Annotated in this window: 21 protein-coding genes; 10 read left to right on the top strand and 11 right to left on the bottom strand. The window is 71.6% G+C overall.

Annotated features, from left to right (window positions below; all coding sequences use genetic code 11):
• Positions 1-2 precede the first annotated feature (2 nt).
• The 3 genes from UA75_RS19410 to UA75_RS19400 all read left to right on the top strand — a co-directional run bounded on the left by UA75_RS19410 (position 3) and on the right by UA75_RS19400 (position 2,007).
• Positions 3-893, top strand: coding sequence for a carbohydrate ABC transporter permease (locus UA75_RS19410; RefSeq protein ID WP_075741463.1), 891 nt, complete (start codon positions 3-5; stop codon positions 891-893).
• 64 nt (positions 894-957) lie between these two features.
• Complete coding sequence (locus UA75_RS19405; RefSeq protein WP_157434298.1) at positions 958-1,572, top strand: hypothetical protein; 615 nt, start codon at positions 958-960, stop codon at positions 1,570-1,572.
• Positions 1,573-1,806: 234 nt separating this feature from the next.
• Complete coding sequence (locus UA75_RS19400) at positions 1,807-2,007, top strand: DUF6243 family protein (RefSeq protein ID WP_075741461.1); 201 nt, start codon at positions 1,807-1,809, stop codon at positions 2,005-2,007.
• A 436-nt stretch (positions 2,008-2,443) separates the two neighbouring features.
• On the opposite strand, the gene UA75_RS19395 is transcribed toward UA75_RS19400, so the two are convergent.
• The 3 genes from UA75_RS19395 to UA75_RS19385 all read right to left on the bottom strand — a co-directional run bounded on the left by UA75_RS19395 (position 2,444) and on the right by UA75_RS19385 (position 5,864).
• On the bottom strand, positions 2,444-2,863 hold the full coding sequence (locus tag UA75_RS19395) for a hypothetical protein (protein WP_157434297.1): 420 nt from the start codon (positions 2,861-2,863) through the stop codon (positions 2,444-2,446).
• A gap of 187 nt (positions 2,864-3,050) precedes the next feature.
• The gene (locus tag UA75_RS19390; protein WP_232251092.1) at positions 3,051-4,229 is read right to left on the bottom strand and encodes a helix-turn-helix domain-containing protein; all 1,179 of its coding nucleotides are present in this window, start codon (positions 4,227-4,229) and stop codon (positions 3,051-3,053) included.
• Between the two features lie 522 nt (positions 4,230-4,751).
• Positions 4,752-5,864, bottom strand: a complete 1,113-nt coding sequence (locus UA75_RS19385) for a Gfo/Idh/MocA family protein (protein ID WP_075741459.1) — start codon at positions 5,862-5,864, stop codon at positions 4,752-4,754.
• 351 nt (positions 5,865-6,215) lie between these two features.
• On the opposite strand from UA75_RS19385, the gene UA75_RS19380 reads away from it, so the two are divergent.
• Positions 6,216-6,572 carry a VOC family protein gene (locus tag UA75_RS19380; RefSeq protein WP_198042776.1) on the top strand — a complete coding sequence of 119 codons (357 nt, stop codon included), beginning with the start codon at positions 6,216-6,218 and terminating at the stop codon, positions 6,570-6,572.
• Between the two features lie 67 nt (positions 6,573-6,639).
• Here the strand turns inward: UA75_RS19380 and UA75_RS19375 are convergent, their stop codons facing one another.
• Entirely contained in the window at positions 6,640-7,692 is a 1,053-nt protein-coding gene (locus UA75_RS19375) for a LacI family DNA-binding transcriptional regulator (RefSeq protein WP_075741458.1), read from the bottom strand.
• A 561-nt stretch (positions 7,693-8,253) separates the two neighbouring features.
• Entirely contained in the window at positions 8,254-9,375 is a 1,122-nt protein-coding gene (locus UA75_RS19370; RefSeq protein ID WP_075741457.1) for an EamA family transporter, read from the bottom strand.
• Between the two features lie 293 nt (positions 9,376-9,668).
• Between UA75_RS19370 and UA75_RS19365 the strand changes: the two genes are divergently transcribed.
• The 5 genes from UA75_RS19365 (at position 9,669) to UA75_RS19340 (ending at position 16,685) form a co-directional block, all read left to right on the top strand.
• Entirely contained in the window at positions 9,669-10,562 is an 894-nt protein-coding gene (locus tag UA75_RS19365; RefSeq protein ID WP_075741456.1) for a LysR substrate-binding domain-containing protein, read from the top strand.
• Between the two features lie 642 nt (positions 10,563-11,204).
• Complete coding sequence (locus tag UA75_RS19355) at positions 11,205-11,810, top strand: ClpP family protease (protein WP_075741454.1); 606 nt, start codon at positions 11,205-11,207, stop codon at positions 11,808-11,810.
• 131 nt (positions 11,811-11,941) lie between these two features.
• Positions 11,942-12,559 carry a PadR family transcriptional regulator gene (locus UA75_RS19350; protein ID WP_075741453.1) on the top strand — a complete coding sequence of 206 codons (618 nt, stop codon included), beginning with the start codon at positions 11,942-11,944 and terminating at the stop codon, positions 12,557-12,559.
• A 680-nt stretch (positions 12,560-13,239) separates the two neighbouring features.
• Positions 13,240-15,747: an excinuclease ABC subunit UvrA gene (uvrA, locus tag UA75_RS19345; protein ID WP_075741452.1), complete on the top strand. Its 2,508-nt coding sequence runs from the start codon at positions 13,240-13,242 to the stop codon at positions 15,745-15,747.
• A gap of 308 nt (positions 15,748-16,055) precedes the next feature.
• The gene (locus UA75_RS19340) at positions 16,056-16,685 is read left to right on the top strand and encodes a hypothetical protein (protein WP_075741451.1); all 630 of its coding nucleotides are present in this window, start codon (positions 16,056-16,058) and stop codon (positions 16,683-16,685) included.
• A gap of 467 nt (positions 16,686-17,152) precedes the next feature.
• Here UA75_RS19340 and manD read toward each other — a convergent pair whose 3' ends face one another.
• The 4 genes from manD to UA75_RS19315 are packed head-to-tail and all read right to left on the bottom strand — an operon-like array spanning position 17,153 to position 21,504.
• Complete coding sequence (gene manD / locus UA75_RS19330) at positions 17,153-18,385, bottom strand: D-mannonate dehydratase ManD (protein ID WP_075741449.1); 1,233 nt, start codon at positions 18,383-18,385, stop codon at positions 17,153-17,155.
• 56 nt (positions 18,386-18,441) lie between these two features.
• Positions 18,442-19,320 (bottom strand): carbohydrate ABC transporter permease, encoded by an 879-nt coding sequence (locus UA75_RS19325; protein ID WP_075741448.1) that lies wholly within the window; start codon positions 19,318-19,320, stop codon positions 18,442-18,444.
• The gene (locus UA75_RS19320; RefSeq protein ID WP_075741447.1) at positions 19,320-20,210 is read right to left on the bottom strand and encodes a carbohydrate ABC transporter permease; all 891 of its coding nucleotides are present in this window, start codon (positions 20,208-20,210) and stop codon (positions 19,320-19,322) included. The genes UA75_RS19325 and UA75_RS19320 overlap by 1 nt, the downstream gene beginning before the upstream one ends.
• A 1-nt stretch (position 20,211) precedes the next feature.
• A complete protein-coding gene (locus UA75_RS19315; protein WP_075741446.1) occupies positions 20,212-21,504 on the bottom strand; it encodes an ABC transporter substrate-binding protein in 1,293 nt (430 codons plus the stop codon).
• 732 nt (positions 21,505-22,236) lie between these two features.
• Between UA75_RS19315 and UA75_RS19310 the strand changes: the two genes are divergently transcribed.
• The gene (locus tag UA75_RS19310) at positions 22,237-23,025 is read left to right on the top strand and encodes an IclR family transcriptional regulator (protein WP_075741445.1); all 789 of its coding nucleotides are present in this window, start codon (positions 22,237-22,239) and stop codon (positions 23,023-23,025) included.
• Positions 23,026-23,191: 166 nt separating this feature from the next.
• On the opposite strand, the gene UA75_RS19305 is transcribed toward UA75_RS19310, so the two are convergent.
• Positions 23,192-23,695 (bottom strand): IclR family transcriptional regulator, encoded by a 504-nt coding sequence (locus UA75_RS19305; RefSeq protein ID WP_232237326.1) that lies wholly within the window; start codon positions 23,693-23,695, stop codon positions 23,192-23,194.
• A gap of 848 nt (positions 23,696-24,543) precedes the next feature.
• Positions 24,544-25,287: a maleylpyruvate isomerase family mycothiol-dependent enzyme gene (locus UA75_RS19300; RefSeq protein ID WP_075741444.1), complete on the bottom strand. Its 744-nt coding sequence runs from the start codon at positions 25,285-25,287 to the stop codon at positions 24,544-24,546.
• Between the last annotated feature and the right edge of the window lie 107 nt (positions 25,288-25,394).

Below are 25,394 nucleotides of genomic sequence, written 5' to 3'. Positions count from 1 at the left end.
CCATGAGCCTCACGACCGCGACGGCCCCGCCTCCGGCAGGTCCCGAAAGCAGGCACCGACCCGCTCGGCGCAGTCGGCTCGAGCCGCCGAACCGGTGGGCGGGCCTGCTGACCCTCGGGTGGCTGGTGGTCGTCGCCGTGCCGTTGCTGGTGATGATCAGCTGGGCGCTGCAGAGTCGAGACGCCTACCTCGCAGAGGGTCCGCTCGCCCCGCCAAGGGCGATCACGGCCGACAACCTCGTGACGGTCTTCGACTCCGGCTTCCTCCAGTTCTTCCTCAACACGGCCGTCGTCACCGTCGCCTGCGTCGGCCTCACCCTCATCGTGTCGGTGCCCGCCGCCTACGCCATCGTGCGGTCGCCGAGTCGGATCGTCGCCCTCGGGTTCCGGGGGTTCCTGCTGGGGCTGGCGATCCCGGCGCAGGCCACGATCATCCCGATCTACCTGATGATCGTCCGGATGGGCCTGTACGACACCCTGGGCGCGATCATCCTGCCCACCACGGCGTTCAGCCTGCCGCTGGCGGTGCTGGTGCTGGCCTCGGCACTGCGGGACGTGCCACGCGAGCAGTACGAGGCGATGACCCTCGACGGCGCGAGCGCATGGCGGATGATGTTCTCGCTCGTCGTCCCGATGTCCCTGGGCAGCGTGATCACCGTGGGCGTCTACACCGCACTGACCGCATGGAACGGCTTCCTGTTCCCGCTGATCCTGACGCAGTCCGAGGATCAACGGGTGCTGACGCTGGGGCTGTGGAGCTTCCAGAGCGAGTTCGGCGTCAATGTGCCCGGCCTGATGACGGCGGTGCTCCTCTCGGCGCTGCCAGTCTTCGTCGCCTATCTCTTCGCCCGGCGGTGGCTCATCGCGGGGCTGGCCGGGATGGGCGGAAAATGAGGCCCGCCGCATCGTCTGGTCGGCTCGCCGCCGCTCGCGGCTGGGGGTGGTGGATCATGGCGAGATGAACAACTCGCCAGCGAGGCGTCTCCCGGTCGGCCTCGTGGGCGCGTGGGCGCTGCTCACGGGGCCGACCGGCAACCCGGTCCACTCGATGGTCGTCGCGGGCTGCGCCCTCGGCGGCGGTGTCGGTGCGCTCCTGCTCGCACCGCCGGACTGGACGTCATGGCAGCTCCTGCTCGCCGTCGTGCTCGCCGTCGATCTGATCGGCGGGCTGGCGGCGGGCGCTCTGGCCTCGGGCGGATCGGACCGGCGGTGGGGACGCACGACGTCGGCTCGACTGCTCGTCATCGGCGCGCACGTCGTGCATCCCGCGCTGGCGGTGCTGCTGTTCAGCGCCCGCTGGGAATGGGGCCTGCTGCTCTTCCTCACCATGGCCGGTGCCGTCCTCCTGCTGCCGCGCGTGCCCGCCGACCTCGCCGTCGCCGTCGCCCTGGCGGCGACCACGATCGCCCTGACCCTGGCGTCGACGGCGTTCGGCGGGCCGCCAGACGGCCTGACCTGGGTGGCCGTGGCCTACCTGCTCAAGCTCGTCGTCGCTGGGGTCGTCGGCCGCGGGGCCGCCGACGCGGGGCCGGGGCCCTCGGCGGGCAGCAGGCGGAAGTCCGCCGTCGGGTGACCAGCGGGCGGTCCGGCGACTGTGATCGACACCCGGTGTGGCGGACCGCAGGCGGTGGGGCGATGCTTGACCGCCTCGTCCGAGGCCGACGCGACGCAGATCGCCGTCCTTCGCCGGAGCCGGCCTGCTGCACCGGCGGGAGCGAAATCGTTCGCTCCGGGCGTTCGCGTCGACCACGATGAGCGGCGACGACCTCGATGGTCGGCGACGACCTCGGCAGAGTAGGAGATCACCATGGCCAGGAAGCGCAACGGCCTTCTCGGGGTGGGCGGGCAGCGGACCAAGTCGCCGCGTACCGCGCATCACCCCGACGGCATCGGCGTCGGTCCGAGTCAAGATGCGGTGGACCGAAAGCAGGAGATCCTGGCGAAGATGCGCAGGCTGTCCGAACAGCCCGCCGAATCGGAGACGGACAAGGCGGCGGACAAGGACTGATTCACGCCGTCCCCGGTGGGCTCGGCCGCCGCTCGGTCCGGCGGCCTGCTGCCGGGCCCGTCTCGACGCGGGCGGCGGCCGGGGCTCACGGCAGGCCGCCGGACGCGCTCCCCGGAGAGCCCGGCGATGAAGTCCGGCGAAGACCAGGCGAGGAGCCCGGCGACCGAGCCTCAGCCCGGGGGGCGTGGCTGCGCCGCCGCCCCGCCGTGCTCGGTGACGCTCGGATGGCAGACGGGGCACCTCGGAAGCGCGGCGTCGTCCTCGGCCGGTTCGCAGATCGCCCCGCACAGTCCGACGTCCACCTGACGGTAGGTCGGGTCACGACGATGCTCGAGCCTGCGGAAGACGCCTGCCCAGCGCGGTCCCGGCGGACGTGGGCCTGCGTCGGCGGGGCGCCGGGCACCGTCACCCGTGGACGCCGGGGGACTCTCGTTGATTAGCGACATGTCGCCTCCGCAGGGGCGCACAGCAGGCGAATGCCCTCGCGCAGGGAGGCGGCGAGCTGCCGCGCCTGGGCGGGACGCAGCCGCCAGGCGTCGGTGAGTGCGCCGCGCCCGGACAGCGATAGCTCGACCGCCTCGGCGGAGGTCCGCACCCAGAGCACCCGGATGGTCAAGCCCGGTCCGAGCGCGGGCAGGAGCCGGGAGATCGCCTGGGGAGCGTTGAGCACCCGTCGCAGCGTCTCGGCCTGCTGTGGTTCCAGCGCGGCCAGCCCGCGTGCCGTTCGACCCCCGAGTTGCAGCAGGACGCGGCCCTGCACGCGGTCGATCGTCACGATCAACGCCTGCGACCTGGCGCTCGGCCCGACCAGGGTCGCGGAGATCGGCACCGCATAGGACGCGTCGTGATAGATCATCACGCGTCCGCTCTCGCCCTGCGGCGCTGCGGTGCCTCGGCCGCGTCGACCGGTGCCGGTGCGCTCGTCGCCTGAGCTGCTGACGGTAGTCGTTCTGGGGTCATGTGATCACCTCCGGTGAGGAGGCCGACGTTAGGAGCGCGGGAGCCTGCGCAGCTAGGACAGGGTGTACTACTGCCCGGACGTGTCAGTCGGAGACACCCAGACGATGGGCCAACTCCCGCAGGGGTGTGGATCGTTCGGCACCGAGCAGTTCCGACACCACTCGTCGCGGCAGTGTCTGGTACTCCATCCAGTCCGGTGCCATCCGCTCCGCAACCAGCAGCGCCTGCACCGCCCGCTCCCGACGGCCCAGCCGGGCATAGGCGAAGGCCTGATCGGCGAGATGTCGGGCGCGGGAGGCCAGCGGCAGTGTCGAATCCCGAGGCATCCGGGTGGCGGCGCTGAGCGCGCCCGTGTAGTCCTCGGTGACCACCGCGATGTCCACCGTCTGCATCGCGACCTGAGACGGACCGAAGTACGTCTCGTAGTCGGCGCGGTCGCCGGTGTGCACGGCGACCTCGGCTGCCTGCGCCATGAGGTGCCGCGCCTCCGCCGTCCTGCCGTCCCTCGCGGCGGCGGTGGCGGCCGTGATGATCAGCGATCCGTAGTTGGACAGCCGCTCGGGGTCGGCGTCGGCGCCGGGCTGGATCGACGTGGCCGCATGCGTCGCGAGTCGATGAGCCTCGACATACCGACCCTGCACGAGAAGCTGCCAGGCGGCGGAACCCCGCAGCACCCCGCAGAGCAGATCGTCTCCGCCCTGCTCGGCGGCGGTGATGGCCTGCCGGATCGCCAGCCACGCCGGATCGGGATGACCGAGATGCACCAGCGTGCAGCCCGCCAGCCACAGGCAGCGACTCAGCAGTTCGTGGGCCGACTGCCGTGACGCCTGCTCGACGGCGGCCGACGCGCGAAGCTGCACGATCATCTGCGGCAGGAGTCCGACGAGCTGCGCGTAACGACCGTGCCAGTAGGCGGCCCAGCCGTAGGCGACCGTGCGCCGGGCCTGCCCGATCGACGACGGCGCGTCCTGCCCCACCTCGTCCAGCAGATCGTCCACGGTGGTCAGCGCGCGGCGCACCGCGACGACGCCCGCCCCCGGTTCGGTCGAGAGCGGTCCGACCCGCCTGCCCAGCAGATCGGCGATGTCGACGTCCAGCGCGCGTGCGATGGCGTGCAGGCTGCCGATGGAGGCGGTCCGCCTGGCGCCCTGCTCCAGCTTGCGGATCAGGTCGACGGAGACGCCTGCCGCCTCGGCCAGTTCGCGTTGGGTGAGGATTCTGCCGCGCAGTCCGCGGATGCGTGAGCCTATGTGGGATTCCACCGACACCGCTGCTCCCAGCGTTGATGAGTGAGGGGCCGGGCCGATTCGAAGCCGAAGGGCTGCGTTCGCTCCTCGCCGCCCTGCCCTGGCAGGGGGAGGACCGAAGACGGGCGCCACCATGTGGACCCCGACCCGAAGATCAAGTCGGAGTCTAGTGTGGAGATCGTCTTCTCGGGATCACCAGATGAGGTGGTGACTCACCCCGTGCTTCGCAGGCAGTCGGCGGCGGTGTCCCTCGGCCGATCGGGCGCAGGGCACGGGGCGGCACGGAACCCGGGGTGCCCCCGGACCGGCGCGGCACCGGTCTCGACGGTGGCCGCCGCCGCTCTCGGCCTAGCCCGCGCGCTTGCCTCGGCGGGGGACGGGCCGATCCCTCGCCTGCATCGAGAGCCGTGTCGGCCGTCGCACCGCCGCCGCCCACGCCGCCCGCCTTCGCGGGCCGAGTCCGCCCGACCCGCGCCGTGCCCTGGCCTCGTTCGCCGGCCTGCCGAGTGCGGGGGCGCGCACTGCGTCGAGCGTGCGTCATCCCTCGCACGGGGGCGCCCAGCCGGGGGTGTCGCCGTGCAGCCGGTGATAGAAGGGATCGTCGGGGGTGAGCTGATCACGTCGCACCGTGGCCCCGGTGAGCGCCGAACGGTATAAGGCGGTGATCAGCTCCAGCGTCTCGCGGCCCTGCCTGCCGCTCACCGGGGGCCGCTCGCCCCGTTCCATCGCGTCGAGCACCAGGGCGAGCTGGGCCCCGTGCGAACTCGGCACGTCGGCGGCCGGGGAGGCCCAGGCGAGCGGTCGACTCGCGTCGACGACCGAGGGCGCCGGGGTGTATCGCCAGTCGGTGTTGCGGTGGCCGTAGAGGTGGGTCACCTCCACGGTCGCCCTGGTGAGGTCCACCCGGATCCTGCTCACCTCGTCCGGCGACAGCACGCTGTTGACGATCGAGGCCAGCGCGCCGTGGGCGAAACGCACCGAGGCCACCGAGACGTCCTCGGTCTCCACCGCGCGATCCAGCCTGCCGACCATCGCGCTGACCTCGGTCCAGTCGCCGAGCAGGGCGAGCAGCAGATCCATCTGGTGAATCCCGTGGCCGAGGGTGGGCCCGCCGCCCTCGGTCGACCAGCGTCCGCGCCAGGGCACGTCGAAGTACTCCGGGCCGCGAAACCAGGTCGTCTGGCAGAGCGCCACCAGCGGCCTGCCCAGCTCACCCGCCGTGATCAGCTCGATCGCGTGCCGGGCACCGGAGCCGAAGCGATGCTGATACACCACCGACGCATAGGGGCCGCCCGGCCGCTCGGCGGCCTCGATGCGGTCGAACTCCGCCAGCGACCGGCAGGGCGGCTTCTCGACCAGGACCCACGCGCCTGCCTCCAACGACTCGACGACCGCATCGACGTGTGCGGCGGGCGGCGTGCAGACGTGCACCAGGTCCGGTCGTTCCCGCGCCAGCATCTCCGCAGTCGTGGAATAGCCGTGTCGGACGCCGGTCCTGGCCTGGAAGTCGGCCAGTCTGCCCGCGTCAACGTCCACCGCCGCGACCAGTTCGACCCGGTCGGCCTCGGCGCGCAGCGCGGGGAGGTGGCAGACCTCGGCGATTCCACCGGTACCGACGACGGCGGCGCGCAGGGGGCGTGCGATGGCCATGAGGCTCCTCAGGTGTCGACGACGCCGGGCGGGATGGTCGGCGGGTGGATGACGGTCGAGCGCGCCGGTCGGCTCGGCACGGGAGGTGCACCGACGGCGCCGGCCAGGACGGTGCAGGGCCGGGCTCGCTCTGAAAACTATCCGAAACTTTCAGTGCAGCTGACGGTATGGCACCCTTCGACGGATCGTCAAGGGCTCGCCGCAGTTCTCGGCGCGGCGCCATTCGCCCCTGGTGTTCCCCGATATTTCGGTGTCGACCAGGCCGGTCGTCGGGAAAGCCGGTAGCCGAAACGATCGGAGTCGAGCCGTCAGGAATTGTCGGTCTGCCCGCCGCGCGAGACCATGAGTCCCATGATCGGACGCTGGCACGCCTTGGTGATCGACTGTCCGGAGCCCGCTGAGCTGGCAGGCTTCTATCAGGAGGTGCTCGGCATGGTCCGGGTGCAGGACGAGGCGGACTGGGTGGTCATCGGCGACGCCCCCGACCGGCCCGGCATCGCCTTCCAGCGCGCTCCCGAGCAGCAGGCACCGCGCTGGCCCGATCCGCACTCCTCGCAGCAGATGCACGTGGACGTGCGGGTGGACGACCTCGACGAGGGCGAGCGCGCGGTGCTGGCACTGGGCGCCCGCAGGCTGCCGAGCGACTCGTCCAGCTTCCGGGTCTTCGCCGACCCGAGCGGACACCCGTTCTGCCTGGTCCGCTGGTGAGCCGGTGCGCTTCCGGGCCGGGGGCGTCACCGGGGCCGGAATCCGCTGCGCCGCGTCTCGTGCGACGTCACTCGGCCTGTCTCGGCGCCGCCGTGCTGCCCCGCACCACCAGGCTGGTGGCCAGCTCGATCCTGGTGTGCGCCGGTTCGTCGCCCACCGCGAGGGACAGCGCGAGCCGGGCGCCTGCCGCCGCCATCTCCTCCAACGGCTGGCGGATCGTCGTCAACGGCGGTCCGATCCACTGGGCCACGGGCAGGTCGTCGAAGCCGATCACGCTGAGGTCCTCCGGCACGCGCAGGCCTGCCTCGCGCGCCGCCTGGTAGACGCCCATCGCCTGGAGGTCGCTGCCTGCGAACACCGCCGTGGGCGGGTCCGGCCTGCCGAGCAGGGCGGCGGCCTGCTGGTAGCCCGCCTCCACGTGGAAGTCGCCGTGACGCACGAGTTCCGGGTCCACCGAGAGCCCTGCGGTCTCCATCGCCGAGCGGTATCCGTCCACTCGCGCTCGGCTGCACAGGGTGCGTTCCGGCCCGCCGATGACGGCGATCCGCTGATGGCCGAGCCCGATCAGATACCGGGTGGCGGTGAGCCCGCCGCTCCAGTTCGTCGCGCCGATGGAGGGGACGTCGGGACCCGGCTCGCCCGCCGGGTCCACCACCACCAGGGGGATGCCGCCGGAGCGGAGTCGCGCCTGCTGCTCGACGCTGAGATCGGAGAACACCGAGATCACGGCGGCGGGCCTGCGCCGAAGCACGTCCTCGACCCACCCCCGGCCGGGGGTGCGTCTGCCCTGGAACTCCGAGAGGACGACGGCCATCTCGTTGTCCCTGGCGACCTGTTCCACGCCTCGGATGATCTCGATCGCCCAGGCGCTCTCCAGCTCGTGGAAGACGAGGTCGAGCAGGTTGGCCTTGATCGTTCGCTGGTCACTGCGCCGTTGGTAGTCGTACTTGCGAATGATCTCCTCGACCCGCCTGCGGGTCTCCCGAGCCACGTCGGCGCGGCCGTTGACCACCTTCGAAACAGTCGGAACCGAGACGCCCGCCTCTTCGGCGATGTGCGCGATGGTGATCTTGCCGGTCGGGGTCTTCGCCGAGTCGGCCGAGTCCGTTGTCGCGCGCATGCCCGGAGTCTACCCAGGTCTCTAGGCCGGACGTCGCCACCGGATGACGACTGACTGCGCCGATCGGACCTTGTGTCCGGCCTATGTCGGTTCTACCGTGTCGGAAACAATCGGAAATTGTGCCGAAACATTCACTCGATCCTGGTGCGTCGAGTGCAGACAGCAACGCCAACATCAACGCGACGTACGACCTTGATGCGCGATGTGTCGAACCAGGACGTCCCGATCGAGGGCGTCGGTCGCCGGACCCGTCTGGCCACCAGTTCGGCCTGGCGTCGGACCACCAGCAGAGTGCGTGAAGATCACCTTCTGGGGGCTTCGCCGACCCGCACTCCTGGGTGCCCGGCGCCTTCCTCGGCGAAGGCGCGGCGTGGCTGCTCGACTCCTCGCTGAACGCCGAGCCCGCCCATCGCGCGATCAACCCGAGCTGATCGGCCCGAGCCGAGCAGTCCTGGTCGATCGGGCCCGACCGACGGCTCGCAGGCCCCGACCGCCGCCACAGTCGGGCCCGGCGGGCCGTCGGTTCGGGTCGGGCGAGGAGGCAGGGCGACGCAGGCCGGATCAGCGGGTCGGATCGTCGCCTCGGGCAGGCCCGGTCTCGCCGGGCGCCTCGGAGCGGGCGGCGAGGACGGCGTCGCAGGCCGGGGTCTCGTCGGGCGGCGTCTCGTCGGGCGGTGTCGGGTCGGGCCGGCCCGAGACATCGGCGGGCGGCGGCAGATCGGCGGGCGCCGCCGGGATCGGGCTCCCCGGCAGCGGGTGCACCGCAGGATCGCCCGGCTCGGGCGTCGGAACGGAGAGCTGCGCGATGAACGCGCCGAGCACCACGACGACCGCGCCCACGGTCTGCGCCGGACTCAGGGTCTCGCCGAGCAGCAGCCAGGCCAACGCTATGGAGGTGACGACCTCCAGATAGGCCACCGCCCCGGCGATCGGCGCGGAGAGCCGCCGGACGGCGGCCACCCCGGTCAGGTAGGCGACGGCGGTGGACACCACGGCCAGCCAGGCCACCGGAGCCAGCGCGGGCATCGCGATGCCGCCCACGTCGACCGTGCCGCCCACCAGGTCCCAGCGCAGCGACCAGGGCTGGACGATCGGCACCAGCACGAGGCTGCCGACGATCGCTCCGTAGGCGATCACGGCGGGCGGGTCGACGTCGTCGCCCCCGGCATCGGACAACAGGAAGAACGCGGCCTGACAGGCGGCTGCGGCGAGGGCCAGCGCGATGCCGATCGGGTCGGGCCCACCGCCGGAGAACGCCTCGACCAGCAACGTCAGCCCGGTGACGGCGAGGATGACTCCGATCACCGCCTGCCGGGACACCCGTCGGCGATGCACCACCCGCAGCCAGAGCAGCACCAGTACCGGGCCGAGGAACTCCACCAGCAGCGCCACGCCGACCGGGATGCGGGCGAGAGCGGCGAAGTAGAAGGCCTGGATGCCCGCCATCGGGAAGACGCCGTAGGCCAGCAGCAGCCATGGTCTGCTGCGCAGCATCCGACGGCGCCGCAGGGCCACGGGCAGCAGGAAGAGGGCGGCTCCGGTGACGCGCAGCCAGGCGACGTGCAGGGGGTCCAGACCGGCGTCGATCAGCGGCCGGGCCAGCGGGCCGGAGGCGCCGAAGGCCAGGGCGGCCGCGATCGCGAACCCGAGCCCGGCGGACCTGTTGCGACGGTGCTCGATCACGTCGTCGCCGCCGAACCGCGCCTGCGCCCGCAGCCTGCCGGGGGTGCCTCGAGGCGCGGACGCCGCAGGAGCGGCAGCGCGCGGCGGGTCGAGACGCCGCGAGGGGCTTTCGCGTGGGGCGGATTCGGGCGTCGTTCGGTGCTCGGCGGGGGGTGCGTAGCCGGTGGCGGCGGTCGTCGCTGGTCTGACACGGCGTCCACGCTGCCGGCGAGCCGATCGTCAGTAAAGTGAATGATATTTAGGCTTCGTCGTCAGCCTGGCTTACCAATCCACCTGGTGGGAGAAGGGGCGTCATGCTCGATCTTCATCGACTCCGGCTGCTGCGTGAACTCAGCCATCGCGGGACCCTCGCGGCGGTGGCCAAGGCGCTGTCCTACACCCCGTCGGCGATCTCCCAGCAGCTCACGCAGCTGGAGGCGGAGGTCGGCGTGCCGCTGCGCGAGCCGGTGGGCAGGCGGGTCCGGCTGACCGCCCAGGGCGAGATCCTCGTCGCGCACGCCGAGGCGGTGCTGGAGCGACTGGAGCGGGCCGAGGCGGATCTGGCCGCGTCCATGGGGGAGGTGGTGGGCACGCTGCGGATCGCGGCGTTCCAGACCACGATGCTCACCCTGGTGCCCCAGGCGTTGACGACCCTTCGCGACGCGCATCCCCGGCTGCGGGTCGAGGTGACCCAGTCCGAGCCGGAGGAGGCGCTGGTCGCCCTGCTGGCCAGGGACTTCGATCTGGTGCTCGCCGAGGAGTACCCGCACGATCCGGAGCCTCGGCCGATCGAGGTCGAGCAGGAGGACCTGTGCGACGACGTCATCCGGCTGGCCTGCACGCTCCCGATCGAGGGAGCCGACCCCGCCGCGAGGCTGCGGTCGGCCGCCGCCCATCCGTGGATCATGGAGCCCGGCGACAACGCGGCTCGGCGCTGGGCGATGGCGCTGTGTCGTGCCGCCGGGTTCGAGCCGGACGTCCGCTTCGTGACGGCCGACGCGCTGACCTGCCTCCGCTTCGTCGAGCAGGGCCACGGCGCCGCCCTGCTCTCCGACCTGGTGTGGGCCACCCGGCCGCCGACCGTGCCGTTGTCGCTGCTTCCCGAGCCCTGGGGCAGCCGCCGGCTGTTCACCGCCGTCCGCCGGGGCAGCGGGGCGCATCCGGCCGTGCGCGCCTGCCGGGACGCGCTGCGCGGTGCGGCCGCCTGAGCGGGTGCCCCGGCCGGGGAGGGCGACGGGAGGTCACCGGTGGCGAGGCGGCCGGCCCGCGCAGGATCTCCCCTGCGGCGTCGGCATAGCGGAGCACACGGACTCCTTCGGCGTCGAACCGCGTGGTGTCGTAGTGGATCGTGACGCCGTCGGCGACGGTGGTCCCGGTGGCGTCGGTGAACGTGCGGACTCCCGGCTCCGACGCGGCGTAGGCGGACGGCAAGGGCACCGGCCGATCCGGCGCAGTGAAGACCGGCAGGCCTCGCCGAAAGACGCGGTCGATGTCGCCGACGTTCTCGATCTGCTCGAGCGGATTCGCGTTGAGCAGGACCAGATCCGCCACCGTGCCCTCGGCGACGACGCCCCGATCGCGGGTCTCTCTCCTCGGCCGGGTGCTCGCGGCGCCGCACGTCCCGCGCCGCCCGACTCCCGACGGCGTGTCGCGGCTCGACGCCCCCGACGGGTTCGTCGACGGACGGCGCCGCCCGCACGTCGCATCGGGTGTTCTGCGATCATCGGGGTTCGGTCCGGTTCGTACTCCGTCCTGCCCTGAGCGAACAGGGCGACCTCGCGGCGGAGCCGGGCCTAGGGTCGAGGTGCGGTGCCATCGACTTCGATGCGGGGAAGAGGAAACAGGCGACTATGACGGAGAATTCGACGCCCGAGATGCATGCCGGGTCCGGGCTCAACCTGAGCGACTCGGTGTTCGAACGACTTCTCCAGGAGAGGATCGTCTTCCTCGGGTCCGAGGTCAACGACGAGATCGCCAACCGAATCACCGCCCAGCTGCTCCTGCTGGCGGCCGAGGACGGCGAGAAGGACATCACGCTCTACATCAACTCGCCCGGCGGCTCGGTCTCGGCCGGAATGGCGATCTACGACACGATGCAGCTGATCGAGCCCGACGTGGCCACCTTCGCGATGGGCTTCGCGGCGTCGATGGGACAGTTCCTGCTGTCCTCCGGCACGCCGGGCAAGCGGCACGTGCTCGCCCACGCGCGGGTGCTGATGCACCAGCCGTCGGCAGGCCTGGGCGGTTCCGCGTCCGACGTGGCGATCCGCGCCGAGGTCTACTCGAAGATGAAGCGGCGGATGGCCGAGCTGATCGCCGAGCAGACCGGTCAGACGGTGGAGCGCATCACCAAGGACTCCGACCGGGACCGCTGGTTCACCGCCCAGGAGGCCCTGGAGTACGGCTTCGTCGACCACGTGGTCTCGCGGCCCCAGCGTCCCCGACACGCAGGCTGACCCCCTTCTTTCGCGCGGAGATCCGTCGGGGCAGGCAGGTGTGCTCGCCCCGACGGCCTTCCTGACCGGCGAGTGCGATCCCCGCTGGTCTAGCCTGTGCGCGGCGAGATCCTCGGTCGAACAGGGAGACGATGTCGGCGACGCGACTGCTGGTCCTCGGCGTGGTGCGGGGGTTCGGGAAGGCGCACGGCTACCTGCTCCACACCGAGTTGTCCTCGTGGGCGGCCGAGGGCTGGATCAACGTCAAGTGGGGTTCGATCTACCACGGGCTGCGCCAGCTCGCGAAGCTCGGGCTCCTCAAGGCCACCGAGATCGAGGAGTGGCCGGGGCGCGTCGACTACGAGCTGACCCAGGACGGCGAGGCCGAGTTCTTCCGACTGCTGCGGGACGCGCTGCGGCAGGCCGAGCACCGTCCCGACGTGCTCGCCGCCGGGCTGGCACTGATGCCCGCACTGCCCCGCGACGAGGTGATCGCGCTGCTCGGGGAGCGGCTCGCCGCGCTGGACGTCAAAGTCGCCGAGCTGCCGCTCGACCCGGAGTCGCGCGATCCCGGCGACCGTCAGGCTCATCTGGAAGAGCTGGCCGCCCTCCGAGGACATACGGCGCGCAGCGATGCCGAGTGGACCCGGCGACTGATCGCTCGACTGGCCGACGGCGCCTACCGGCTCGTCGATGACGGCCCGTCCTCCGCCGGGTCGCCGGGGACTTGGACCCTGTCCGGCAACGCGCGCGGTGGTCAGTGCCTGTGACCGAGTAGTGCCGATGCGGGCTGGGTGTCCGATTTAGTCTCGGTGCTGTGCAGTCCCGGCGCCCGAGGGTGACTCGACGCCACCGAGGTCGGCAGGCCGGGCCGCCCCGGCCAGGACGTCGGTGTCGCCGAACCCGCCGTTCCCGAGTTCCGGTGTCGCCCGCCCCGCGTGCCGTCGGCTCTCACCCGCGTCGGTGCTCCTGCACGGTCCACACCCGAGCACCCCGGCATCCCTGCGGTGTGCGGACGGCGGCCTGAGCGCCGGTCGGCCGTCGGCGTGTCGCGGTTTCGGTCGGCAGTGCCCGCTGGGGTCGCCGGGTGCGGGCGTCGATCTCCGGGGGTCTTACTCAAGTTTGTGTGATCGGGCCCGATGCTCTAGTTTGAGGAGCCCCCTGATCCGTGCTCACAGCGGAGTCGGGCTGTCAACTCAAGGTTGAGCAGCCCTCGGAGTCAGGGTTTCAGTCCGAATCGATCTCCCGACGAGCGGCCAGGGTCTCGTCCGAAACTCAAACTTGAGCAATAGGCGCGTGCGTCGCGCCGGGGATCAGTCCTCGACGTCCGAGACCACCGTGATCCCCGCGTGGCTCGGGACGCCGAACCACACCGCGGCCCCTTGCATGTGGGGCTCGACACCCCGCGGTGGATCGATCCCGCCTCCCGTTCCGCCCAGGAAGGATCGTCATGACCACAGTCGACTCCGAGGCACCCGCCGCCCTCGTCTCGGCGCCCGCACTCCCGGACCGTCTCTCGGTACGCGGCGCCCGAGTGCACAACCTGCGCGGGGTGGACCTGGACCTCCCGCACCGCAGCCTGATCGTCTTCACCGGCGTCTCCGGCTCGGGGAAGTCCTCACTGGCCTTCGACACGATCTACGCCGAGGCGCAGCGCCGTCAGGTGCAGTCGATGTCGAGCTTCGCGCGGCAGTTCATGAACGAGATGGACAAGCCCGACGTCGACCGGCTCGACGGACTCTGCTCCGTCGTCGCCGTGGACCAGCGGTCCTCGGCATCCAGGAACCCCCGGTCGACGGTCGGCACGGTGACCGAGGTCTACGACCTGATGCGCGTGCTGTGGGCCAGGGTCGGCCGAGGCCACTGCACCGACTGCGCCGCCGAACTCGTCGACCAGGCCTGCCCGGCGGGCCACGACACGCCGCTGCCGGACCTGTCGGGGCCCGCGTTCTCCTTCAACCTTCCGTTCGGCCAGTGCCCGGCGTGTCTCGGCCTGGGCAGCACCCGCGAGGTCGATCCGGCGCTGGTGGTCCCCGACGAGGCTCGCTCCCTCGACGAGGGCGCGCTGGCGCCGTGGCGCACCGTGCCCGCCGAACGGTCGGCCGCCGCCGACCTGGTGGCACGGGCAGGTCGCAGCACGGCCTCGCCGTGGCGGACCCTGCCTGCGGAACTCCGCAGCGCCCTGCTGCACGGGGTGGACGGCTCCGGGATGTCGGGAGCGGGCCCGATCTCCGGGGCGCGTTTCCTCGGCGTGCTCCCGTGGCTGGAGCGGCGTCGCGCCTCGGCGGGGGAGGGCACTCCCGACCCGGCCGAGCCGTATCTGCGCACCGTGGCCTGCCCTGACTGCGGCGGAAGTCGGCTCGCTCCGGCCCAGACCTCGGTGCGGGTCGGCGGCCGCGGCATCGCCGAGGCGTGCGCGCTGCCGGTCACCTCGGCCTTACGGTTCTTCGAGCGGCTGGAGGTCGCCGACCGCGATCGACGGGTGATCGAGCAGGCCGTCATCGAGATCACCGACCGGCTGACCTTCCTGACCGAGGTCGGTCTCGGCTATCTCACGTTGGACCGGCCCGCCAGGACGCTGTCCGGCGGCGAGGCCCAGCGCATCCGGCTCGCCGGACAGCTCGGCACCCGACTCTTCGGCCTGCTGTACGTGCTCGACGAGCCGACCGTGGGGCTGCATCCGGAGGACACCGCCGCGTTGATCGCCACCCTGCGCGCGCTGCGCGACGTCGGCAACACCCTGGTGGTGGTGGAGCACGACCATCAGGTGATTCGTGCTGCCGACCGGGTGGTGGAGCTGGGGCCCGCCGCGGGCGAGCTGGGCGGCAGGCTGATGTTCACCGGCACCGCCGAGGAGCTGCTCGACGACTCCGACTCCCTGACCGGCCGCTTCCTGCGCGATCCCGGCGGCTCCACGGCGCGCCCCGGCGGCGTGCCGAGGGTGCGCCGGACGCCGCGACCCGGCCGGGAGATCGTCGTCCGAGGCGCCAGGGCGAACAACCTGCGGGACGTCGACGTCACGCTGCCGCTGGACATGCTGGTCGCCGTCAGCGGAGTCTCCGGCGCGGGCAAGTCGACGCTGGTCGACGAGATCCTGTGCCGTGCGGCCGAACGCGCGCTCGGCGGCGACGCCCCGCCGCCGGGCGATCACGACGAGGTGCTGGGGCTGGGAGCGATCGACCGGGTGATCCGGGTCGACCAGTCGCCGATCGGTCGCTCGGCGCGGTCCACCCCCGCGACCTATACCGGCATCCTCGACAGCGTCCGCAAGGTCTTCGCCCAGACCGACGAGGCACGGCGGCGCGGCTTCAAACCCGGGCGCTTCTCCTTCAACTCGCCCGGCGGCCGCTGCGAGGACTGTTCCGGCGACGGCACCGTGCGCGTGGAGATGGGCTTCCTGCCGGACGTCTTCCTGCCCTGCGACGTCTGCCACGGGGCCCGCTTCGACGCCGAGACGCTGGCCGTCCGTCATCGGGGCCGCTCGATCGCCGACGTCCTGGCGATGTCGGTCGACGACGCCGCCGAGTTCTTCGCCGACCTCGGCCCCGTCGCCCGTCCGCTGCGCGTGCTGGCCGAGGTCGGCCTGGGATACCTGCGGCTCGGGCAGCCGGGGAACACCCTCTCCGGTGGGGAGGCGCAGCGGATCAAGCTCGCCAACGAACTGCAGCGCAGGCCCGGCAGACACACCCTCTACCTGCTGGACGAGCCGACCACCGGACTGCACTCGCTGGACGTGGCGCGGCTGACCGGGGTGCTGCACGACCTGGTCGCGGCGGGGCACAGCGTGGTGGCCGTCTCGCACAGCATGGAGGTGGTGGCCGCGGCCGACTGGGTGGTGGACCTCGGCCCCGGCGGCGGCGCCGACGGCGGCCTGGTCGTCGCCGAGGGCTCGCCGGAGCACGTCGCGACGGGGGAGGGCGCCACGGCGCGCCATCTGCGGGGGTTGCTCAGGGTCTGAGCGGCGCGGGCGTGACCACGCAGCCGCGCGCGGCGGGGCTTGCGTGGTCGCAGGGCCGCGGTGGCCGGGCGCCGGGCAGGCCCGGTGGCTCGGAACCGCCGGGTGCGGCCTGCGCAGCGGGCCGGCGTCGTTGAGACGTGGGACGGCGGATCGGGCATCCCTCGTCTGCTCTGGACGGCGAGGCCCGCACCGCCTCGCAGAAGGCAGGTCCCAGACCACGACACGCTGATCACGTCGCCGAGGTTGTCTGCCTGTGATCGAGATCGCGAGTATGCAGCGTTCCTCGGGCTGTCGGAGTCTTGAGGAGTATGAGCGGTGACAACCTGAAGAGACGGACGTCCAGCGGTCGAGGCTCTCGACGCGGGCGGATCGGCGTGGTGCCGATCGGCGTCGTGCTGGTCGGCGGACTTCTCGCCGGGGGGTTCGGCGGCGTCCTGCCGGGTCTGCCGTCGGACTCCGGAATCGGCGGGACGACGACGGGCGAACTCGCCCCGGTTCGCGCCGCCGACACGTCGACGGCCGCGGCCGAGCGGGCGTCGGACGCCGTCGATGCCTGCCTGCCAGGGCAGGTCGATGCCGAGGTGATCGAGCTGCCGTCGCCGGTCGTGGCGGAGGAGCGCTTCCGCATCGTCTTCACCTCGGTCGACGGCGTGGCCTGCACGCTCGTCGGCGCGCCTACGGACCTGGTGTTCCACGACGCAGCAGGCACGGCACTGGACGTGGCGTCCACTGTGGAGGCCGGTCGGGAGACCGCCGTCGTGCGACTCGACGAGCTGCGGACGGCCGACGTCCTGGTGAGCGTGGCCGAGCCCGACGGGCCCGGTCACGCTGCGACCGGGATTACCTTCACCCTGCCCGACGGCGGCGAGGGCCTCGACTTCGAGGTGCCCTGGGCGATCGATCTCACCGGTCCGGTCCAGCTCTCCCCGGTCGGCTGAGCAGCCCCGGGCCGGGCCTGCCTCGTGCGAGATGCCCTCGTGCCATGGTCTGCACCGGTCGCCCGGCGACCTTCCCCGCCGGGCGCCGCGCCATCACCGCCCCGGACGAGACGGTAGGCCGGAGAGTCGACGTCGGCTCCGCCCGACAGGATCGCCCCGGCGGCGTCCGACCCGGCTCGCCGTCGCACGTGTCGGCCGAGGCGAGTCGGCGGCCGAGTGGTCCGGCGCCCATCCCGCCGAGTGGTGCGAGCCCGGTCAGCCGAGCAGGGCCCGCCGCCGCGTTCCCTCACTCCCTCCGCCCCCGCGAAGAAGCGTGGTGAACGTGGCGACGTGCCCCGGCGATGCGAGAGGAGCCCACGCCACGGTGGCAGGCATCGGCCGGCCCGAGTCGGCCCGCGCCGCCTGCGTCGGGTGGCGCCGCAGGAGCGCCGTGACCTCGATGCCCGCTCCGGATGCCTGACGCGGGCTCACCAGTCGTGCATCGTCCCGTCCCGCAGGCGGTTCACCGGCAGGTAGGCGGGCTCGTACGGGAAGGCCGCCGCCGCCTCGCGGTCCAGTGTCACCCCGAGACCAGGTGTCTCGCCCGGGTGCAGGTAGCCGTCGGTGAACGTGTACGCGTGCGGGAAGACCTGGTAGGTCTCCGCGCTGTGCGGCATGAACTCCTGGATGCCGAAGTTGTGGATCGCCAGGTCGAGATGCAACCCGGCCGCCATGCCCACCGGGGAGATGTCGGTGGGGCCGTGGATGCCGGACTTCACCTGGTAGAGCGCCGCGTAGTCGAAGAGCTTGCGCATCGGGCTGATTCCGCCGGTGTGGGTGACCGCCGAGCGGACGTAGTCGATGAGCTGCTCGCGGATCAGCGTCTGGTAGTCGACGACGGAGTTGAAGACCTCGCCGATCGCCAGCGGCGTCGTAGTGTGGTGCCGCACGAGGCGCAGCGACTCCTGGTTCTCGGCCGGGGTGCAGTCCTCCATCCAGAACAGGTCGTAGGGCTCCAGCGACCTGCCCAGCTTCGCCGCCTGGATCGGCGTCAGCCGGTGGTGGACGTCGTGCAGCAGCGGCAGCTCGGGACCGAACTCGTTGCGCACCGCCTCGAACACCGTCGGCAGGTGCCGCAGGTAGGCGCGGGTGTCCCAGACCTCCTCGGTGGGGACCGGGTGACGGCGAGCGGGCTCGTAGTCGTAGCGGCCCGTCCCGCCGGTCGTGGTGCCTGCGCCGATGCCGTAGATGGTGCCCAGTCCCGGCACGGCCGACTGGATGCGGATCGACTTGTAGCCCTCGTCGAGATGGGCGCGGATCGAGTCGAACAGCTCCGGCAGATCCCGGCCGCTGGCGTGTCCGTAGGCGCGGATGCCGGTGCGGCTCGCCCCGCCGAGGAGCTGGTAGAGGGGCAGCCCGGCCACCTGGGCCTTGATGTCCCACAACGCCACGTCGACGGCGGCGATCGCCGCCATCGTCACCGGGCCACGCCGCCAGTAGGCGCCGCGATGCAGGTACTGCCAGGTGTCCTCGATCTGGTGCGCGTCCCGGCCGACCAGCAGCGGGACGACGTGGTCGGTCAGATAGCTCGCGACGGCGAGTTCCCGGCCGTTGAGCGTTCCGTCGCCGTACCCGCGCACTCCGTCCTCGGTGGTGATCTCCAGCGTGACGAAGTTGCGGCCGGGGCTGGTGACGACGACCTCGGCGTTGACGATCCGCATGTGCTTCCTTTCGTGGGAGTTGCCGACGGGTCGGTTCCTGGTGCGGGCAGGCGATCTCAGCCCTTGGTCGCCCCTGCGGTGAGACCGGCGACGAGATAGCGCTGGCCGAAGACGGCGGCGAGGATGACGGGCACGCTCATCAGCGTGGAGGCCGCCATCAGCCCGCCCCAGTCGACGCTGGCGTAGGACATGAAGTTGAACAACGCCACCGGCAGCGTCTTGGTCGACTCGTCGGACAGGATCAGGGCGAACATGAAGTTGTTCCAGCTGAAGACGAGGGCCAGCACGCAGGCGGTCGCGGTGCCGGGCGCGGCCAGCGGCAGCGAGATCCGCCGGAAGGCGCCGAACGCCGAGAGGCCGTCCACCCGGCCCGCCTCCTCCAGCTCGGGGGGCATCGAGGAGAAGAAGCCGATCATGATCCAGGTGATCAGCGGCACCGAGACGAACATGTGGCTGAGCACCAGCACGGTATAGCCGCCGACCAGTTCGAGCCGGGCGAACAGGTAGTACCACGGCACCAGCAGCGACACGGCCGGGACGATGCGTGCGATCAACACCCAGTTTCCGGCCCGCTGCATGGCGAATCGCCCGATGGCCCATGCGGCGGGCACCGCGATGATCGCGGAGAGCGCCGTCGAGACGATGCCGACGATCGCCGAGTTCAGCATCGCGGGCAGGAACACGCCCTCGCTGAAGACGTTGCGGAAGTTCTGCGTGGTCGGCGTGAACACCACCGCGTTCGCGGGATTGCCGATCTGCACGTTGGTCTTGAAGGCGGCGAGCACCATCCAGATCAACGGCGCGGCGAACACGGCGCTGACCAGGGCGATCCCACCGATCCGCAGGCCGTTGAGGGTGCGCCGTCGTCGGACGTGCCGTTGGACGCCGGGCGACGGGGCGGAGACGGGCGTGGGGTTCGGCAGCGTGGCGGTCATCAGGATGCCTTCGCGGAACGGCGCCGGAGCGCGAGGACGATCAGGACGATGATCACGGTGAAGACGACCAGGACCGCTGCGGCCAGCCCGTACTCCTGGTAGTCGAAGGTCAGCCCGTAGGCGTAGATGTTGAGCGTCTCGGCCTCGTGGCTAGACCCGCCGCCCGGCCCCTTGGTCGCGTAGATGAGGTCGAAGGTCTTGAGCGCGTCGACGCTGCGCAGGACCAGCGCGGTGATGATCGTGGTGGTGAGCATCGGCAGCGTGACGTGGCGGAACCGCTGCCAGGGCGACGCGCCGTCGACGAGCGCGGCCTCGTCGGGCTCGTTCGGCAGGGTGCTCAGCCCGGCCAGCAGCAGCAGCGTCATCATCGGCGTCCACTGCCAGACGTCGATGAGCACCAGCGTCGGCAGGGACTGGGCGATCGAGCCGAGGAACGGCTGCGGCGGGATGCCGACGAAGCCGAGCAGCGTGTTCGCGATGCCGGTGGTCGGGTCGAGGATGAGCAGCCAGAGCACGCCGACGGCGACGGGCGTGGCCAGCAGCGGCACCATCATGATGGTGCGGACCCAGCGCATTCCCCGGAACGGGCGGCGCAGCAGCATCGCCAGGGCCAGGCCGAGGGTCAGCTCCAGCGCGACGGCGGCGATGGTGAAGACGACCGTGCGGCCGACGGCGGGCCAGAACCGGCGCATGTCGCTCAGCGCGTCGCTGAAGTTCAGCAGTCCGATGAAGGAGCTGTCGGCGTTCACCGCGCCGAAGGCATCGGTCAGGCTGAGATAGACGGTATAGATGATCGGGAAGACGATCATCACGCCGATGAAGATCAGCGCCGGGGCCAGCATCGTCCACTTGAGACGACGGTTCTCCTGTTCGAGCGTTCGAATGGCCATGTCAGAGCTGCCTCTGCCGTGCGTCGCGGACCAGGAAGTCGTCGAACTCCTCGGAGGCGTCCCGCGCGGAGGCGGCCACGTCGTCGCCGAGGATGCTCGCCACGATCGGCCGCCCGACGATGTCGCGGGCCCGGCCGACCTGGACGACGTCGGGGCGGTCGGCTCCCACTCCGGTCGCGATGCCCGCGGCCATCGACTCTGCGAGATCCGGCGGGAAGGAGGCGAGACTCTCCTGGTCCGCCCAGGCCGAGTCCCTGGCGCTGGGCACGCCCTCGTTCTGCAGCCGCAGGGTCATCTCGGGGCCGCTGGCCCAACGGATGAACTCCCAGGCGGCGTCTCTGCGCTCGGAGAACACGTTGATGGTCAACCCCCAGGACGGGATGTTGAAGGGACGGGAGCCCGCAGGCCCCGCCGGGAAGGCGGCGAAACCGGTCCGGTCACCGACCAGCGAGGTCGCCGGGTCGATGAAGTTCTGATAGACCGCGTCGGCGTCGATCGCGAAGACGGCCTTGCCCTGGGCGAAGATCGGCGTGATCTGCTCCAGGGTCATGTTGGTCGAGCCGATCGGCCCGGTCTCGCGCAGCAGCCGCCCGTAGTACTCGTAGGCGGCCAGCGCCTCCGGCGTGCCGACACCGGAGCGGCCGTCGACGATGAAGTCGCCGCCGAAGGAGTACAGGTAGCTGGAGAACATGCTCACCGCGCCCGCCCGCTGACCGCGACCGGTGAAGCCGTGCAGGCCCGCGCCGGGGTCGTGCAGCCTGCGGGCCGTCTCCAGCATCTCGGTGAGCGTGGTCGGCGGCGCGTCGACGAGGTCGCGGCGGTAGTACAGCGTCGGTCGTTCGGTGACCACCGGGACGCCGAAGACCCGGCCGTCGATCGTCACCCGGTCCTTCGCGGCGTCCTGGACGTCGGCCCAGTCGTAGTCGGCGTCCTCGGCCAGGAGGTCGTCGAGTTCGGCGAGCCAGCCGTTGCGGGCGAACAGGAGCTGTTCCTGAAGCGGCCGGTACATCATGACGTCGAGGTCCGGGGCGCTGGCGTTCAACTTGACGTTGTAGGTGTTCGACAGCTGGTCGGAGGTCATCGTCGAGACCAGCACCCGGCGCCCGGCCAGATCCTCGAACTCGCCGATCTTCGAGCGAACGGCGTCGGTCCACACATGATTGACCATGGCCACCCGCAGCGGTCCGTTCGCTCCGCCGCTCGACCGACCGCAGCCTGCGAGCCCGAGTGCGCTCGAACCCAGCACCGCGCTCAGGCCCAGTATTCGCAGGGCGTCGCGTCGCTTCAGCATCATTGCCTCCAGCTCAGTTCACTGCCGATCACGCTCCGGCCGCAGGCCCGCGAGCGTCGTCGCTCCGGCCCGGTGCGGGCCGGATGAAGCGGGTGGTCGTCCTCGGCGCGCCGTCGACTCGTGGTTCTGGTCGTCGGCGGCTCGTCGGGCCTTGCGGTCGTCGTGGCAGGCGCGTCATCGCGCCGGTTCGTTGCGTCGTGTCACCGCGTCGAGCGGTACGGGAGCGGTGCAGGCTCGGCGGGATGTCGGGGCCTGCTCCTCGGAGAGGTGGGGGGAACGTCGACGGCGGCCCCGTCAGTACGGTCGGACGTCGCGTCCGCTGCGGGATCCTCGGTCGGTGTCGTCGTCCGGCGGGGCAGGACGGGGTCGCCGCCTGCCCGCCGGTCACGGCGTCGGTTGCACCGGTTCGGCGCCGAGCCCGCCGAGTGCCTCGCAGCCGGTCGATCGTGCGGACGGAGTTCGCGGCGCCGCCCGGTGCGAACGCGGCATCGGGTGTGTGCGGGGGATCGGGTTCGAGCCAGGGAGTCGACGGCGACCGCGCGGCTGCCTGCGCCGACCGGTCCTCGGTTCGAGGATGACGTCGGACATGTGTCCTCCATTCGCCGCTGCCGCCGACATTGACCACATATGTGAACCATGGTCAGATTTCTGGAAGATACGGCATCGATCGGTGCGGCGAAAGAGTCTCGCGGTCCGGTCGGGACCGGCGACATCGCGAGACGAGGAGCACCTCTCATGGCACTGGAGTCCGGCGGCGGGCCGCACCATCCGGTCAAGTCCGCGGATCGTGCCCTGGAGATCCTGGAATGCCTCGCCGAGCACGGCGAACTGACGCTCGGCGAGCTGCGCGGGCGCCTCGGCTTCCCGAAGTCCAGTCTGCATGCCCTGCTGCACACCCTGCTTGACCGGCGGTGGGTCGCCCAGGACGGTTCCCGCACCCGCTTCTCCCTCGGCGTCCGCGCCCTGCAGATCGGCACCGCCTACGTCGACGCCGATCCGGTGACCTCCCGGTGTCAGGGGGCGCTCGACGAGATCGCGCAGCTGACCGGGGAGGCCGTTCATCTGGGCAGGCTGGACGGCGCCGACGTCGTCTATCTCGCCAAGCGGGAGTCGGTGCATCCACTTCGGCTGTATTCGGCCATCGGCCGCCGACTGCCCGCCCATGCGACGGCGCTGGGCAAGGCGATGCTGGCCTGCCTGGCGCCTGCGGAGGTCCGACGCATCGTCGGCCCCAGCCCCGAGGCACTCACCGCCGACACGCAGACCGACGTCGACGCGCTGCTCGCCGAGCTGGCGCTGGCCGCCGAGCGCGGCTGGGCGAGCGAGCACGAGGAGAACGAGCCGGGCGTGTCGTGCATCGCGGTTCCGCTGCGCTTAGGCCAGGAGACGCAGGACGCGCTGAGCGTGACCGCGCCGCTGGCCCGGTGGGACGACACCACCACCCCGCAGATCATCGCCGCGTTGACCAGGGCAAGAGACGAGCTGGAGCGCTTCGCGTCGCCGCATCGGCGCGGAGCCTCGTAGTCGGGGCGTCGTAGTGGAGACGTCGTAGCTGGGACGTCGTAGTCATCGAGCCGCACTCGGGGAGGCGTCGAGCGTCCGGACCCGAGGTCGGCGACGGCGTCCGCTCCGCCCTGCCGGTCGACGGCCGTCCCGCCGCAGGCGAGCGAGCACACTTCGACCGACGTCGTCAGCTCAGGCTTCTGCTGATGCCGTGGGCGGCTACCTTGAGGGCCGCGACTAGTCGATTCCTGTCGCGGCGGAGGCTGCGGACCACGATTCCCAGCGCGGCGATGACGTGGGTGCCCTGGTGGAGGGGCACGGCTACGGAGCAGGCGCCGAGCGCCATCTCTTCGACGGTGGTCGCGTAGCCGTTGGTCACGATGTCTTTCAGCTGGGTGCGCAGTCTGCCGGGCTGGGTGATGGTGTGGACGGTGACCGGGGTGAGGGAGCCGAGTACCGCAGACTGGACCTCGTCCGGTGCATGCGCAAGCAGCACCTTGCCGACGCCGGTGGAGTGCAGGGGCAGCCGCGAGCCGATCGTGCTGACCACGGGTACGGAGCGGCGGCCTGCCAGTCGGTCTACGTAGAGGACCTGGGTGCCGTCCCGGACGGCCAGGTGGACGGTGTCCAGGGTCGCGGCGTAGAGATCGTGCAGGAAGGGCGATGCCACCTCGCGCAGGTCGGTCGGCATCGGCGCCAGTATTGAGACCAAGGTCCACCAGCCGCCGCAGTCGGTCTCGCCATTGCGCGGGATGCACCCGGAGTGCAGTGACCCGGACAGAATGCGCTCCGGCCGCCCATCCCGGATGAGGCGCCCGTCTCGCCAGGTCAGTGCGGAACCACCGTCGTGGTGCGGGCCATCGAGCGCGGTGCCCAGGACTCCGGGCCTGATCGTATCGGTCGCAACTGGCCAATCTGACGAGGTCGGGCGTCCGTATGTCATGCGGATGGCATCGATGCCATCCGCCTCCGGCTGCCTGGCTGGCTGCCTGGCACGGACCTTGGCGAAGCCGGTCGGCTCGTCCCGCCACGGCGCTCGCGGACTCCGAGTCCCCCGGCGCCGCCGATCGATGCGGACGCCGTTGAAGCGACTGCCGACGACGCTCCTTCCCACCGGCCCGCCCGGCTAGGGGGTGATCATGAGTACGCGGCGCGCGAGCATCGGGATGTGCTTCGATCGGACCTTCGCACCCTCGAAGGTCACCGAGTTCGCCCGCAGGCTGGAGGCGGGCGGGGCCGCGTGCCTATTCCGCGCTGCCACCCGCCACGTTGTCCGGTGACGTCTCGACACCCTGATCACACCGCACGGCCTCGTGCGCAGCCCGAGCGGCGCGAGGCCGCGAGCCTGCCCTGCGGCTCGGACCGAGCCCCGCCCGGCGAGAGCGGCCGTTCCCGCCGGGTTCCCCGAGTCCGGCGCAGTGTCCTCGCGGACTTCCGATCCGACGGCGGCCGGGGTCGGTGGCATGGTCGAGGGCGCGCAGCCTGCGTTGCTGACCATCGTCGGCACCAGGAGCGCCCGCAGCGGCGGGCCCGCGCGGCTCACGTGCTGGTGAGGTCGCGCCAGCGGTGCGCCAGGGTCACGTCGCCGCTGATCCGCACCGTCTCCAGCGGGAGCCGGTTCCACAACACCAGGTACAGCTCGGCCGCCGGGCCCTCGTAGGTGCAGTCGACGACGGGCGACTCCTCGGCGGTGCGCTCGGTGCGGGGCGGTTCGTCGGAGAGACGCACGATCCAGTCCGCGTCGGCGACGTCGGTGGCCCGCACCCGCAGCGTTCTCGGCGAATCGGTGCGCACTGGGCTCCGTCGTCGCCCGTGGAATCCCGCGAGCAGCTCCTCGATACCGCCCGCCGCGAAGCGGGGTCGCATCGGGGAGATCGGGCGGCCGAGGGCGGTCTCGACGTCCACGCGGTGCACGGCGGTCTCGTAGGCCTGGCGAGTCGCCCAGAACACCAGCGGGGAGGGCGCGGGAAGGAAAGTCCAGCAGGTCAGGTCGGGCGGTGCGGCGGCCAGCGTCATCAGCAGCCGATCATGGCCCTCGGTCAGCCAGGGGACGAGTGCGTCGTCAGCCAGCGCCGGCGGCTCCGGCAGCGCCACCGGATGCTCCCGCCGCTCGGCCACGAATCCGGTGGCCCAGCGGTGAACGACGCCCAGGTGCCGGACGAGGTCACGCACCAGCCACCGAGGGCAGCCGGGCACGGGCGCGTTCGGGTCGGTATGGCGGGCGACCTCGGCGAACAGCCTGCCCTCGTGCCGCAGCGTCTCGAGGTAGTCGGTGATCTCCACCGGTCCGACTATGCCTGCGCCGTGGCTGCGATGACAGTGGCCGAGCGGCAGGCGATCACCCTGCGGCGCGGCGTGAGGTCTCGGACCGATGAAACGGCTGCTCCCGA

The organism is Actinoalloteichus sp. GBA129-24 (genome assembly GCF_001941645.1).
Classification (GTDB): Bacteria; Actinomycetota; Actinomycetes; order Mycobacteriales; family Pseudonocardiaceae; genus Actinoalloteichus_A; species Actinoalloteichus_A fjordicus.
This window is presented reverse-complemented; position numbering and strand designations above follow the sequence as displayed.